13 protein-coding genes are annotated in these 15150 nt (G+C 43.0%); 11 read left to right on the top strand and 2 right to left on the bottom strand.

Annotated features, from left to right (window positions below):
* The first annotated feature begins 225 nt into the window (after positions 1-225).
* From V7L01_RS01780 to abc-f, 7 genes are all read left to right on the top strand, one after another.
* Positions 226-507, top strand: a complete 282-nt coding sequence (locus tag V7L01_RS01780; protein WP_335031352.1) for a hypothetical protein — start codon at positions 226-228, stop codon at positions 505-507.
* 182 nt (positions 508-689) lie between these two features.
* Positions 690-1562 carry a phosphodiester glycosidase family protein gene (locus tag V7L01_RS01775; protein WP_335031350.1) on the top strand — a complete coding sequence of 291 codons (873 nt, stop codon included), beginning with the start codon at positions 690-692 and terminating at the stop codon, positions 1560-1562.
* Positions 1563-2292: 730 nt separating this feature from the next.
* Positions 2293-3687, top strand: coding sequence for an ABC transporter substrate-binding protein (locus V7L01_RS01770; RefSeq protein ID WP_335031348.1), 1395 nt, complete (start codon positions 2293-2295; stop codon positions 3685-3687).
* 87 nt (positions 3688-3774) lie between these two features.
* Positions 3775-4686 carry a carbohydrate ABC transporter permease gene (locus V7L01_RS01765; RefSeq protein ID WP_335031346.1) on the top strand — a complete coding sequence of 304 codons (912 nt, stop codon included), beginning with the start codon at positions 3775-3777 and terminating at the stop codon, positions 4684-4686.
* Positions 4687-4689: 3 nt separating this feature from the next.
* Entirely contained in the window at positions 4690-5574 is an 885-nt protein-coding gene (locus tag V7L01_RS01760; protein WP_335031345.1) for a carbohydrate ABC transporter permease, read from the top strand.
* Between the two features lie 8 nt (positions 5575-5582).
* On the top strand, positions 5583-6683 hold the full coding sequence (locus V7L01_RS01755) for an ABC transporter ATP-binding protein (RefSeq protein WP_335031343.1): 1101 nt from the start codon (positions 5583-5585) through the stop codon (positions 6681-6683).
* A 410-nt stretch (positions 6684-7093) separates the two neighbouring features.
* Positions 7094-8707 (top strand): ribosomal protection-like ABC-F family protein, encoded by a 1614-nt coding sequence (gene abc-f, locus V7L01_RS01750; RefSeq protein WP_335031341.1) that lies wholly within the window; start codon positions 7094-7096, stop codon positions 8705-8707.
* Positions 8708-8720: 13 nt separating this feature from the next.
* On the opposite strand, the gene V7L01_RS01745 is transcribed toward abc-f, so the two are convergent.
* A complete protein-coding gene (locus V7L01_RS01745) occupies positions 8721-8981 on the bottom strand; it encodes a hypothetical protein (protein WP_335031339.1) in 261 nt (86 codons plus the stop codon).
* Positions 8982-9115: 134 nt separating this feature from the next.
* Here V7L01_RS01745 and V7L01_RS01740 point away from each other — a divergent pair, with 134 nt between their 5' ends.
* The 4 genes from V7L01_RS01740 to V7L01_RS01725 all read left to right on the top strand — a co-directional run bounded on the left by V7L01_RS01740 (position 9116) and on the right by V7L01_RS01725 (position 12913).
* Positions 9116-9442 (top strand): DUF6825 family protein, encoded by a 327-nt coding sequence (locus tag V7L01_RS01740; protein ID WP_335031337.1) that lies wholly within the window; start codon positions 9116-9118, stop codon positions 9440-9442.
* A 202-nt stretch (positions 9443-9644) separates the two neighbouring features.
* A complete protein-coding gene (locus V7L01_RS01735; protein ID WP_335031377.1) occupies positions 9645-11330 on the top strand; it encodes an ABC1 kinase family protein in 1686 nt (561 codons plus the stop codon).
* 17 nt (positions 11331-11347) lie between these two features.
* Positions 11348-12073: a Stp1/IreP family PP2C-type Ser/Thr phosphatase gene (locus tag V7L01_RS01730; RefSeq protein WP_335031335.1), complete on the top strand. Its 726-nt coding sequence runs from the start codon at positions 11348-11350 to the stop codon at positions 12071-12073.
* Positions 12074-12715: 642 nt separating this feature from the next.
* On the top strand, positions 12716-12913 hold the full coding sequence (locus V7L01_RS01725) for an NblA/ycf18 family protein (RefSeq protein ID WP_041565841.1): 198 nt from the start codon (positions 12716-12718) through the stop codon (positions 12911-12913).
* Positions 12914-13376: 463 nt separating this feature from the next.
* Here the strand turns inward: V7L01_RS01725 and V7L01_RS01720 are convergent, their stop codons facing one another.
* Positions 13377-14930 carry a serine/threonine-protein kinase gene (locus tag V7L01_RS01720; protein WP_335031333.1) on the bottom strand — a complete coding sequence of 518 codons (1554 nt, stop codon included), beginning with the start codon at positions 14928-14930 and terminating at the stop codon, positions 13377-13379.
* Positions 14931-15150: the final 220 nt, after the last annotated feature.

Here is a 15150-nt window from a genome sequence, read left to right as displayed (position 1 = left end):
CCTCAGTAGTTGAAAATAGTGCCAACACTAGATTTGCAGTAGAGTGTTTATTTCGTGCAATTATTAACACCTAAAATCACAGCAAACCACTTTTCAAACAACCTCTTAGACTATCAAAGCTAGTTACAAGTATTTCGGGAGATTTCTGGAATAAGCATTATGCCTTGTGTAGTCAAATTCAGATTCAAACATCACTTGATGCTTTCATCAGCTCAAGAGGGACTCATGATTAATCGGGCTATAGATATAATCTTCGTAGATTCCTTTGCCTTTGTAATTAATGCCACATTTGGTACCCTACTTCATACTAAAATATGCAATTACTCGTGGGAAGGAAAAACAGGCTTAGATTCACAACCAGAAGAGATTAGCTCTAATACCTCCATTTCAACATCTTCAAAAGAAAACATAGATTCAAGCACTCCTGCTCTCAGTAAATATTCCAAAGTAAATGCAAAGATGAAGACAGAAGCTTTAAGTAAAAAGACAACCTCTGAAAAAGCATGACTATAATCGAGTAATTTACATACAGTCTTCTAGACAATCGCTCTACTTAAGCTTTTTCAAGCAGTGTGTATGGCTTGCTTACAACACTAATCAGATACTCAGGGTAAACACAAGTCTTTACTGGGCAAAATTATCGAAGGATTTGGACATCCTAATAAAAACAATATACTGAAGAGTTGATTATGCCAAGTTCCAAAATCTGCCGACGGTCTTTCTTGTTTTTAGGAGGTGCTGTCTTGGCACAAGGATTAACCTTGGCACTTCCCGCAGCTGCTCAAACTGTACAAGTAAAGAGGGGTAAGGTAAATGGTTTCTCTTTTTATCAAACTATTATTGACCTGACTGACCCCAAAACCTTCATTACTATTGGTTTAGCGAATAATGCAACTTTGGCTAATACTAATCAAAAAACTAGTGGTGATGAAGAATTTAACAATCTAGTAGCTCGTTATCCCGCAGCTGTCGTTGCTAATGGTACTTTTTTTGCCAAGAATGCCCAGAAAACAGTGATGGGTAACATGGTAGCAGCGGGAAGATTTATCAAATATAGCCAGTGGGAAAATTTTGGCACTACTTTGGGATTGCGAGTTGGCAATAAACCGGAAATGGTGACAGCACGGGTTGACGGTAAACCTGAATGGAATCAACATTGGTTGTCCATCACCTGTGGCCCTCGACTGTTGAGACAGGGACAAATTTGGCTGAAGCCGGATGTTGAAGGATTTAAAGATCCTCGTGTTTTAGGTACTGGTGCACGAACTGCGATCGGGTTCCCTGCTGATGGTAAAAAGCTTTTTTTGATAAATTTCGACAGTGGATTGACTTTACAACAAGAAGCACAAGCAATGAAAGTAATCGGTTGTCACGAAGCGATGAATTTAGATGGTGGTGCATCGAAAGCCTTTGCTGCTAACGGTAAAATTTTAGTCCCCGCTGGACGCCCACTAACTAATGTGATTGTTGTTTATGATGCTAAGAATCCTGCTCCTGCTGCTTTACAACAGTCATGGGTAAGATTTCAAAAAGGCGATCGCCCCATAATACCTGGTGGTTAAAAGCTTTTAATTGAGAGTGCTGGAGTGCGATCGCACAGAATCTGCTGCGTTTTCAGCCCATAATAATAGCAGAACTTAGCGAAATATAATAGTGCAATTTAAAGCTGTTTGGTTTGGTGGGACATCAATTTCAGAATCTTCCACCCATTTCTTAACCTGAGTACATAGAAGAATAGTCGAGTCAAGAGACGCTTCTAAATCCTGAGATTTTTGCAATTGGAATGGATCGACATGCCATATACTAAGGCGAAAATAATCAGTAATTTCTAGAATTAACCGATAAAAATAAGTTTCTGCAAAGAACCAGGGAACATCTATCTAACGCTGACTCTTGTAAACTTCCAGATATGTATCCCAAGCGGGAAAATCTGCATCAGTATCATTCTCAAAAGGTGGTAAATATCCTGTTGCCAGTTCTGTAGCAAGCCCTTCTAATCTTGTATTAATTTCTGGTGTAAATTATTTTCAACAATAACTCGACGCGATTTCTAGCCCAGACTTCGGGCATTATTGACCCCAGATGTTACTGTATATTTACGGCTTGCTAGCAAAAGTTTACACTTATTTACATCAAATTGCTTACTTATTTTAAGCCAACTCGATGTTAAGTTTATTGACTTGCTTGTTCATTACTCAAACATTTTGATAAAGAATAATAGAAAGTAACCTTTTTAAGATATTTTATCTTTTTATTTCCTAATAATTACCGTTAGCGATCGCTACATTAATAATGTTGTACCGAAAGCCAATAAACAAGTTGCAAAAATTCATCCGAAAACAGAGTTATTTGCATATAGGGGTTTTCCTGGCAACTCTCTTGAGCATTATATTGTTCAGTTGGGTAGTACTCTCGCAGCAACCAGTTACCCTCAATTTGTTAATGACTGCCCCTGATGCCGAACCTTGGAGACAGGGTTTGATTAGAGACTTCGAGGCTGAGAACCCAGGTATTCGCATTAACCTGGTTGAAGGGCCGAATGCCACAAATTTGCTCGAAGACCTGTACACCTCATCTTTTATCTTGGGTGAATCCCCTTATGACCTGATCAATATGGATGTCATTTGGACATCCAAGTTTGCTGCTGCTGGATGGTTGCTACCTTTAGGCGATCGCATTTCTAAACAGGAGTTGGGAGCATTTTCATCCCAGGATGTAGAAGGGGGACGTTACCAAGACAAGCTGTACCGCATTCCAGTGCGTTCCGATGTGGGAATGCTCTACTACCGGGAAGATTTAATCAAACAAGCAGGATTGCAACCGCCAGAAACATTTGATGATTTGATCCGAATTTCCCAAGTCTTGCAGAAGAAAAACCAGGTGAAGTGGGGCTATGTTTGGCAAGGTCGCCAATATGAAGGACTTGTGGCGATGTTTGCAGAAGTTCTCGATGGCTTTGGTGGTTTCTGGGTTAATCCCGACACCCTCGAAGTTGGACTAGATCGACCAGAAACATTACGAGCCATTGAGTTTCTGCGTAGTACTGTCAAAGAAGGCGTTTCTCCTCCTGGAGTCACAACCTACCAAGAAGAGGACACCCGGCGCTTGTTCCAAAGTGGTCAAGTAGCATTTTTACGCAGTTGGCCTTATGCGTGGCCTTTAGCCCAGGCAGAAAATTCGCCAATCCGGGGCAAAATTGCGATAAAACCAATGGTTCATGCTCCTGGTAAGACGGGAGCGGCTTGTCTAGGGGGCTGGGGTTTAGGAATTGCTAAATCTTCTCAACATCCCGAAGAGGCTTGGAAAGCAATTCAGTATTTTACCAGTCGCAAAGCACAGCGCCGATTTATTTTCAGCGCAGGCTATGTGCCAAGCCGCCGGGATTTGTTTACAGATCCAGAGATTGTTGCTAAATACCCCCACTATCCGCAGTTATTGCAGGTCGTGGGCAATGCAGTTTTACGTCCCCCGATCGCCCAATATGCTCAGACATCAGATATTTTGCAACGTTATCTTAGTGCCGCGTTATCCGGTCGGATGAATTCTGAACAAGCAATGCAAGCTGCGGCAGCTGAAACGCGGCGATTGCTGGGGCAGGGGAAACAGGGGGCAGGGAGCAGGGGGCAGGGGGCAGGGGGCAGGGAGCAGGGAGCAGAGGGAGAAGAATTAATAGCCAGTTCCCAATGACTAACGACTAATGACTAATGACTAATGACTAATGACTAATGACTAATGACTAATGACTAATGACTAATGACTAATGACTAATGACTAATGACAAATTTACATACACTCAGAAGTCGGGAACAACAGACAGCATGGATTTTACTAACACCCACATTGTTACTGCTGTTGTTTGTATTTGCCTACCCGATTTTACGAGCATTTTGGTTAAGCGTATTTACTAGAAATTTGGGAACAGAGCTACAACCTGTATTCTCTGGTTTGGAAAATTATGTGCGGATGGCGGGGGATGGTCGTTTTTGGCAGAGTTTGTGGGCAACGACCGTGTTTACAACAGCATCAGTAATCTCAGAACTATTGCTAGGACTGGGGGTTGCCCTAGTTCTCAACCAGGCCTTTTTTGGGCGGGGCATAGTGCGTACAATCGCGATTATACCTTGGGCTTTGCCTACTTCTCTGATTGGTCTGGCGTGGGCTTGGATTTTTAACGACCAGTTTGGGGTTGTGAACGATATTCTGCGGCGGTTGGGGCTGATTGAGACTGGGATTAATTGGTTAGGCGATCCAACGCTGGCGATGATAGCACTGGTTTTTGCTGATGTTTGGAAAACTACGCCGTTTATCAGTATCCTGTTGCTAGCTGGGTTGCAGTCGATATCACAAGACCTTTATGAAGCTTACTCGGTCGATGGGGCAACTGCTTGGCAAAGCTTCCGCAATATTACCCTGCCACTGCTGCTGCCGCAAATTTTAATTGCAGCGCTATTTCGGTTTGCTCAAGCTTTCGGAATTTTCGACTTAATTGCTGTGATGACTGGGGGTGGCCCTGGTGGCGCTACGGAAGTGGTGTCATTGTATATTTATTCTACGGTGATGCGCTACTTAGATTTTGGTTATGGAGCAGCCCTTGTAGTAGTGACATTCTTAATATTGATTGCTGCGGTGGCGATCGCAAGTTTCTTGCTTAACAAATACCGTGCCAAAACATCAGGAGCCATTTAACCCATGAGTGTAACTCCCCAAGCAGTTCCAACGATTCCAAAACGAAAAGGAGAAACCAAGTTTTCTCTGAAAAAAATCTTACTGCCCATAATAGTTGTATTAGTAGTAATATTCAGCCTATCCCCAGCCTTATGGCAATTGCTGACCTCGTTTAAAGTGAATGAGGATATTGCCGCCGTTCCTACTGTCTATTTCCCCACACGATTCACTTTCAATCACTACATTGAGTTATTTACTCGTCGTCCATTTTGGCGCTATATCTTCAACAGTGCCTTTGTATCGATTACTTCCACAGCTGTATCTTTAGCGATCGGCGCACCTGCGGCTTATGCCCTCGCACGGTTACGCCCTTGGGGCGAACGAGCTATCCTCGCCAGCGTTCTAATTGTTACCTTATTTCCTGGAATTCTGTTGTTCTTAGGATTGTTAGAAATTATCCAGGCGCTGAGATTGGGCAACAATTATCTGGCGCTAATTATACCTTATACTGCCATCAATTTGCCGCTAACAATTTTAGTACTGAGAAGCTTTTTTCAACAATTGCCAAAAGATTTGGAAGATTCCGCTAGGGTTGATGGGTATAACACGTTTCAACTACTGTGGCAAATCGTTTTACCCATGACCCTTCCCGCTTTGGTAACTACTGGAATCCTCACCTTTATTTTTGCTTGGAACGAGTTTATTTTCGCTCTCACGTTTATGACCCGTGAAGAGTTGAAGACAATTCCCGTTGCTGCGGCTCAGTTGGGTGGTGCGACAGTATTTGAAATTCCTTACGGTGCGATCGCTGCTGCAACTGTTGTGGGGACGTTACCCCTGATTTTACTAGTTTTGTTTTTCCAGCGCCGGATTGTCCAAGGTCTTACCGCTGGTGCTGTGAAAGGATAAAAATCAAAATGGCTAAACTCGAACTCAAAAACTTAAACAAAACCTATAACCCTAAAGTTGTCCCTGTAAAAGACGTTAGCTTAACTGTAGATAACCATGAGTTTCTCACTTTACTTGGCCCTTCTGGCTGTGGTAAATCTACCGTTCTAAGAATGATTGCGGGTCTTGAAGAACCTACTCGCGGTCAGATCGAGATTGGGGAGGTGGATGTCACCTATAAGCGAGCAGCCGATCGCAACATTGCAATGGTATTTCAAAGCTATGCACTCTATCCCCACATGACGGTGTACGAAAACCTCGCTTCTGGACTCAAGCTGAAAAAAGTACCACCTACAGAAATTAAACAGCGAGTCGCAGAAGTGGCAGAAGTTTTAGGATTAGCAGAGTTAATGAACCGCAAGCCTGGCCAAATGTCTGGAGGTCAACGGCAGAGGGTTGCTGTCGGTCGTGCTTTGGTGCGTAATGCCGATGTGTACCTGCTGGATGAACCCTTAAGTAACCTGGATGCATTACTGCGGGAACGAGTCCGAGCCGATATCAAGCAAATTTTTGCAGCCCAAAAAGTGCCCGTTGTCTACGTCACCCACGACCAAACCGAAGCGATGACGCTCTCTACGAAAGTTGCATTGCTCAACGATGGCTATGTCCAGCAACTTGACCCGCCCGATCGCATTTATAACCATCCAGCTAATCTATTTGTGGCTGGATTTGTTGGTAGTCCGCAAATGAATTTGCTGACTTTACCTTGTAGGGGACAATACGCGCTGCTGGGTAACTTCCAAGTGCTTCTCCCAGATATACCAACAGTACCACCGCAGATTGTTCTGGGAATCCGTCCAGAGAATGTCCGCATTGCTCAACCAGGTGATACCCAGACTATCCAAGGGCGAGTGTTTTTAGTGGAAAACTTGGGTATGCACTATTTGGTTAGTGTCAGGATTGAGGGTTCACAAACCGAAGCGATTACGGTACGTGCTTTGTTGCCAACAGACCAAAATTGGAGTGGCGAGGATATTACACTAGCATTGCCCTCTGAGGATATTCACTGGTTTGATGTTCAATCTGGCCATGCTCTTGTTAAAAGACAAATGTTAGGTGTCAGGAGCTAGTACTACAGTTGTAGATACCCCACAAGATGTATTTAAGATAGAAAAAAACTGCTGTAAGTCTTTCTAGTAGGGCTGGGGAGTGTGGAAATAGAAAAAGCGATCGCTAGCCTTCCGAAATACCTTCATGCTACACTGTAGTCAATATCAAACCTCATCACAACTCTAACGAGATAGCACAAATGAAGTAGTACCAAACACCTATTGCGCCAAAGCAATAAATGTCAACGAAGAATAAACGCAACTAGTTTGACAGGGTTACTTCACATAGTCATGTACTAAAAATATTGTCATCACTCGTATCTAGATTGAACCGCTTGGCAAGTGTCTGCGGCTAAGTTTTTTTGTGTCTAAGCTACCCGTAATTGTTGTGAACATACGGGTGGAAGTTTGGGAATTGAGGTTTGAGAATAATGCAGAAAAAATCAATATTATTAGCTGAAAATTTAGCTTACGAACTCAGCTTAGACAGAAGTTTGTTTCAACAAATTCAGGTGAGTATTGAAGCAGGCGATCGCATTGCTTTAGTAGGTCGGAACGGTGTAGGAAAATCAACTCTACTAAAAATACTTGCAAGTCAAATTAGCCCCACTACAGGATCGGTTTGGCATCATGGTGTTGTCTACTATTTGCCACAAATCAGCACTATCAAGCAAGAAATTACAGCAGATACAGTACTTAATTTTTTGATTTCCATCTCTGATGAATGGTGGAAGATTGAGGATATTTTGCAATCACAATTCCACACCACACTTGACCTATCTTTACCAATTGCTAACTTGAGTGGTGGAGAATTCACGAAACTATTTCTGGCGATTGGTTTAGTTCAAGAACCAAACTTGCTGTTACTAGATGAGCCAACGAATCACATGGATTTGCAAGCGTTAGAAAGCTTAAAGCAGTTTCTCTTGGATTTTGCTGGGGCTTTTGTGATTGTCTCGCACAAACCTTTTTTCCTAGACCAGGTGACAGATATTACCTGGGAACTTACACCTGTTGGTTTGAAAGTATATGGAGGCAACTTTTCTCTGTATCGAGAACAGAAAGAAATTGAGTTAGAAGTAGCGTTGCGATCGCACGAAGCTGCCAGAAAGGAACTCAAACGTACCCAAGCCACAGCTATGCAAGAACAGCAACGCGCTGCCCAATCTAGCCGCAACGGTCGCGCCAAGTTTCTCAATGGTAGTATTGATAGAATGGCCGCGGGACTGATTAAAACCAAAGCTGAGGTGTCTACTGGAACGGCGAAAAAGAAACATGAAGCAGCAGTAGCAAAGGCTAATCAAAAGGTTGTAGAAACGAAGGTCAAAACTACGAAAGTAACGAGTATTCAGCTAGAAGAAAAAAATCACAAGTGCAGAAATCTAATTAATATCCAGGGTGCAAATCTTAGGATATCAGAACGTCTATTGATCCAAAATATTCAACTGCATGTATCATCTAGCGATCGCATAGCCATTATCGGCGCAAATGGTTCTGGGAAATCGAGTTTGGTAAAGGCAGTTTTGGGAATGGAAAACCAAACAGCGTTTTTAGAATCAGGTGAGGTTTTGCTCGCATCAGCGATGAAAGCTGTATATCTCGATCAAACCTACGAATTGGTAAATCGGCAATACACAATTCTGGAAAATATGCAAGCTGCCAATCCTCATCTCAGCTATCAGCTTTTGCGTCAACAGTTGGGACACTTTCTGTTTAAATATGATGACGTTCACAAAAGTGCGTCCGTACTGAGTGGGGGTGAGTTGGCAAGATTAGCGATAGCTATGATTAGTATCTCAGAAATCGATCTGCTGATTCTCGATGAGCCAACTAATAACCTAGATATTGAAACTGTTGAACAAATGGTAGTAGGTATCAATGATTACCAAGGAGCGCTTTGGGTAATTTCCCACGATCTAGATTTCCTCAGCCGGATTAATATTACTCAAAGTTTCAAATTGAGGGAACAAACTTTGCAAATGACGGCTTATTTACCAAGTACACCAGAGCAATATTATCGAGAGTTGCTGGAATGTGATAAATAAAGCGATCGCGTTTTTAACGTTGAGAAGCGATTGTTACTACTTCCTTGATAACCTGGTCATAGTCTTTCCCTGACAAATCCTGCGTTCCTCTTGCGGTTTGATACTCAAGTACTGCTTGAGTATAAATTTGCTCTAAAATTAGCGGCTGCTTGAGTATAAAATCTGGTAATCCCAAAAAAGGTAGAAAAGGTTTTACCCAGTGGAGTAAGGGAAGAGAAAATGCTGGCAGCCAATAGCTACTTCTTGTACCTCCCCAAAGATTGTCGTATTTCATAGAATTTCATCAAAGATTTTTTCTACTCAACCAAATTTAGCCATCAGCAACGCCAAATCTCTAACTCCCCAGCAGAAGCCGTAAAGCATACAGGCAAGTTATAATTCTCTTGCGGATCAACGTAACAAAAATTTATGAGTAACCCACTAGTACAAGCCTTTTTCGTAGGCAGAGCAGTAGCTGAAGTCGTTAATGAGCGTTTAGAGGTCGCCTTGACCGATGCTTTGAGCGATCTGGGCAAATTTGATGCAGAAGCTAGAGAGCAGTTGCGCCAGTTTACAGAAGAAGTCCTGGAGCGGGCAAATCGGGCAGCAGAAGCTACTAATGCTGGTAAATCTACCACAGGTAGTGGACAACCCAATTCTGAATCGGGTGACGTACAAGCAGATATTGATGAATTGCGAGCAGAAATTGCCCTGTTACGGACAGAATTGCAACATTATCGCAGAACTTCTGCATAAATTTAGTCATTGGTCATTAGTCATTGGTCAAAAATTATGTACAAATGACGCCACGTGCTTCACTTGGGGAGACCCCAAGACCGCAGTGGCTCACAAATGACAAAGGACAAAAGACAAATGGCATTTTATCAAAAACAGTTTAGGAATCAGAGTGTCTTTTCTTTCAGGTGATTCGGTTGCAAACCAACGGTACACAAAGCATATGGAACAAGGTTATTCAGATAAGGCATACCGTTGGAATCGGGAAAACTACTCTAGCAGACGGCGTTTTGTGGACATTTGGTCTTTTGTCTTGACCTTATTGTTCAAACTTTGGCTATACAACAAATCTTGGAGTTATCCGGGTGGTGTGACTGAGGTAAAACAAGCTGCAAGACGCAAAACCCAAGCGGTGTGGATTCGCAATACTCTACTGGATTTAGGGCCAACTTTCATTAAAGTTGGGCAACTGTTTTCTACCCGTGCTGATATATTCCCTGGTGAATATGTTGAGGAACTAGCGAAGTTACAAGACAAAGTACCGGCATTTAGCTATGAGCAAGTAGAAGCGACCATTGAGAAAGAACTAGGCAAGAAAATTCCTGAACTATTCCATAATTTTGAACCTATTCCCTTAGCTGCTGCTAGCTTGGGGCAAGTACACAAAGCCGTGCTCCATAGTGGGGAATTGGTTGTCGTCAAGGTACAACGTCCTGGACTAAAGAAGTTATTTGAAATAGATTTACAAATTCTCAAGGGAATTACCCGCTACTTTCAAAACCATCCCAAGTGGGGACGGGGGCGAGATTGGTTGGGTATTTACGAAGAGTGTTGCCGCATTCTTTGGGAAGAAATTGATTATCTCAACGAAGGTCGTAACGCCGATACTTTTCGCCGTAACTTTCGCGGCTACGATTGGGTGAACGTCCCAAAAGTATACTGGCGTTACGCCACTTCCAGAGTGCTGACTTTGGAATATCTCCCTGGAATAAAAATTAGCCAATACGAAGCTTTAGAAGCAGCAGGTTTAGATCGAAAGGCGATCGCTCGTCAAGGCGCTCAAGCCTACTTACTACAATTGCTCAATAGTGGCTTTTTCCACGCCGATCCTCACCCAGGTAATATTGCCGTTAGTGCAACTGGTGCTCTAATATTCTACGATTTCGGCATGATGGGGCGGATTAAGTCCAACATCCGCGAAGGATTGATGCAAACACTGTTTGGCATCGCCCAAAAAGATGGCGATCGCGTTGTTCAGTCTCTGATCGAGTTAGGTGCGATCGCCCCAACCGATGACATGGGCCCAGTCCGGCGTTCCGTCCAGTACATGCTGGATCATTTCATGGATAAGCCCTTTGAAAATCAATCGGTCGCGGCAATTAGTGACGACCTTTATGAAATAGCTTATAATCAGCCATTTAGATTTCCTGCAACCTTCACTTTTGTGATGCGAGCTTTTTCTACCCTGGAGGGGGTAGGCAAAGGCTTAGATCCAGAGTTTAACTTTATGGAAGTTGCCAAACCATATGCAATGCAGCTTATGACCGATATGAATGGTTCTGAGGGGAATAGCTTTATTAACGAATTAAGTCGCCAAGCAGCTCAGGTAAGTAGTACCGCGTTTGGTCTACCACGTAGGCTAGAGGATACCCTAGAGAAGCTAGAACGGGGAGACATGCGCCTGCGTGTTCGGTCTATCGAAACTGAACGCTTGTTGCGCCGACAGAGTAGTATTCAGCTCTCAATAAGCTATGCTCTGTTAATCAGTGGTTTCACACTTTCAGCTACGATCTTAGTGGTTACCAATTATGCATGGTGGGCATTAGTGCCTGGTTTAATTGCAGCAGCGCTTTCAGTGATCCTGATCAGACTACTTTTACGCCTTGACCGTTACGATCGTATGTATTAATTGTTGTTAAAAAATTTATGAAACTTAATTTCACGGGTTTTAGCGATCCGGGACTTATTCGTTCTAATAATCAGGATGCTTACTATATCGACCCAGAAGGGCGGTTTTTTGTTGTCGCCGATGGAATGGGCGGTCATGCGGGAGGTGAGGAAGCAAGTCGGATTGCCACTAAGGAAATTCAGGCGTATTTGGTGGCAAATTGGCAATCTTCTAAATCTTCTCAAGAATTGCTAGAGCAAGCTTTATGGGGTGCCAATGAAGCGATTTTGCAGGATCAGCAACATCATCCCGAACGCGCTGACATGGGTACAACGGTTGTAGCAGTAATATTTCGCTCCCCAGAACCGCCCTGGTGTGCTCATGTTGGCGATTCCCGGCTATATCGCTTCCGAGAGTCGCAATTAAAACAGGTAACGGAAGACCACACTTGGGTCGCACGGGCAATCAAAATTGGTGACATCACCTTAGATGAAGCACGTTTACATCCTTTTCGCCATGTCTTATCCCGCTGTTTGGGACGTGAAGACTTGCATCAGATTGATGTGCAACCAGTGGATGTGAAAGCTGGCGATCGCTTGCTGTTATGTAGTGATGGTCTCACAGAAGAACTTGTGGAACAGAAGATTGCTAGCTGCCTCCAAGACACTCCTTGGGTTGATAAAGCCGCCATCTCTCTAGTTGAGGCTGCCAAAGAGCACGGAGGGCACGATAACATCACAGTTGTCATCGTCTCACTTGATTAAAAAGTCATTGGTCGATGCTTAGTAACTTGAAACAAATGACAAATGCGGTAGATATACTCAGCAATTTGTTCAGCGTGAGCATTTTTCTTTTTTACAATTTGATACAAATACTTTTAGCCTCCAAAGTGACTTAAGGAGGCTGAATTTGCATAAATTGGTAAATTGACATCTTGCACGTAATAAGGTAGAGCGACTATAATTCACGCTTATTACCATTCATTTCCCAACCTCTTTAAAATTCTTACCCTCCTAAGCTTCCTACATCCTAAGGGAGACAGCATCTTAGTTTCTCTATTTCAGAAAAACTATCGAGGGTTAAGGATCGCACCCGATCTTCTCCTCAAAGAAGAGTTAGTTGCGTAAAGCAGGAAGCAGTCAGGGAAGTACTTACACTTCATCTGAGGGCAAATAGAGCCTATTTTCCGGAATATGGCTCGGCAGACTTGGGTGGTATATCAGTAGGATTAGGTGCAAGATATTAGAGCAGAAAAAGTCCACACTTAGGATGTGGGCAATCTGTCAAACAGTTGTTATCTTTCTTAATACAGAGGAACAAATGTTGGACAGCTACAAGTCCAAATATTATCCCATTTGGACTTCTGTGGGCGATGTCATCTTTACGCTTTTTTTTCGGAGTTAATTATGAACCAACCAATGAAACTATCTTTGGAACAGCAATTCAGCATTTGCTCATTTGCTACTCAGGTGCAAAACATGAGCCACGACCAAGCTAAAGACTTTTTGGTCAAGCTCTATGAGCAAATGGTAGTGCGCGAGGCAACTTATCAAGAACTTCTTAAGCACCAGTGGGGCTTAGATTCCGGTTCCACTATGGCATAGAGTCGTTCTACTGTCGCAGTGGGCGACCTCCTTCTCTTGCTTGGTTCCAAGGAGGAAAAGAGCTGGGGATGTCGGGGCGTCAACTTCGATAACCAATTCCGCAAAGACCGGACAAAAATTCAACTCAAAAAACTAACAATAAGTAAACTTGGCGACGACACATCTGTTAGAGTCTAGACTTACTTTGATTTTGTAGGACAAATCTACTGTTTGCTTTAGCCTGACTTCCTTTTGCTTCGTCTAGTGTGCTGATTAACCTGCGTAAATTTACAATCCCTCGGAATATATACACAGAAAGATTGAGAGAGAATTTAGATAGCCGTGATTTTGCAGCTAGTTTTTTCACTCTTTATACATATAACTAGAACTTACATCTTTATATATATTTTGTTTATAAAACTTTACATTCTTTGAGTGACCACCCCTTAGTGCATCTAAAACACGTAATATTAAGAAATTATTTTTAGCTGGAAAGATCGTATGGAGAATCTGTATCAATACTTTCCAGTTTTGCCAGAATTTGAGGCTTAATCTTTTCGTACTCGCTTTTGAGTAAGCTTTTACTGATTTGCGGGTCGGCAGAGGACATCATCGTGTTGCTCATTGCGACCCACTCTTGCAGTCGTTGGCGCTGGGCTAAAGCGACACTGGAAAGTAAGATATGGGTACAGCGATTTGGTGTTTCTCGTGCAAAGAACAACAGGCGGTAGTAACCTGCATTCTGTAGTAAGCGAGCAATTTCTTGACCAAGACTGGTTTTGAGATCGAGGTAATAAGGTAACCATTTAGCGCCATGTTTGTGGTTGTAGATGACAGTAATCCATAGCAGCATGGGATGAGGAACAGAGATGAAAAGAAATTGGTTATAGCGGGTACAGAGTAAGCGCTTTTGAATTTCTTCTTGCGGTAGCATCACCCACAGAGCTGGTAAAACCTCCCCATTGGTATGAATGGATTGGGGAAACACAATATCGGCAATTGGTTTATTTTGGGGCCAGGAAATAGCACGAGCGATTTCATCGTTTGACCAGGATACCCGCAAATCGGCTTTTGTCTTTTGTTCAAGCTCATTGTTCGCTGTAGTAGCAGGAACTAGCGCATGGAAGTCCTGCTTAATTTTGCGTGTATGCTCAGGCTTTTCTAGAGATGCTAAAACTCTGAGGATTTCGGTGATACTTTGGGGGCGATCGCGTGCTACTTTAGCTAGACAACTCATCACCAAATTTTCGATTTCTTTTGGTAGTTCTAATCCGGGCGCAACCTCAGCAAAAGAACGTGGTTTTTGATAATGATGTGTTTTATACCATGCTCCAAAAGAATGAGTTGGTGCCACTAGTGGCATTTTACCTGTGAGCATCTCAAACATCATCACGCCCAAACTATAAATATCAGCACGGTTGTCTAATTCTTTACCCTCCATCTGTTCGGGAGAAGAATAAGCCAATGTCCCCAAATAGAATTTTGTGTGGTCGCCATCTGACTGTAATAACTTAGCAATACCAAAATCTAGAACCTTGACCAATTCTCCGAAGCTGGGATCTTGAATCACCAGCATATTGCTTGGCTTGACATCGCGATGGATAATTGGGCAAATAGTGCCCTCAACTGGGATGCCATCATGAGCGCACTGTAACCCCAGACAGAGTTGACGCGCCATACTCAGGAATCTTGGTAAAGGCAGCCGTTGCTTGCGAATAATATTGTTCAGGCTTTGCCCTTGTAGGTATTCCATGACGTAGAACGGGGTGTCATTGTCATCTACGCCATAATCCATAACTCGGACAATGTGGATGCTTTTTTGCCCTAGTAAAGCACAGGTTTTTGCTTCTCGCTCAAAGCGATCTTGCAATCGCATCTTTTCATTTTGGATTGATAGAGCCAGAAACTTAACCGCAACAGGTACACCTCCCAACAAAGTATCTTTAGCACGATAAACCCGACCCATTGCTCCAGTACCGATTAACTCCTGGAGTTGGTAGCGTTTGCTGAGTAAGCGACCAATGTTAGGGTCTGACATAGAAAATTTGAATCCAAAAGCAGGTTGTAAGTGTTTGGGAGGAAAAGTGCATTCAAACTGATATCTGACTATTGCGCCCAGAAATGACTTTCTAGGCTCGTACCGCAAGGTAGAATTCGGAAGCCAAAAGGCTTACAGGGTAAGCTTTTCAGTGATTTCCAATCGTTGCTTTATTTAGGCGGTGCTATACTAGCTTCTTTCAGTCCTCTTTGAGAGGATT

The sequence above is a fragment of the Nostoc sp. genome (assembly GCF_036917095.1).
Lineage (GTDB): Bacteria > Cyanobacteriota > Cyanobacteriia > Cyanobacteriales > Nostocaceae > Nostoc.
This window is presented reverse-complemented; position numbering and strand designations above follow the sequence as displayed.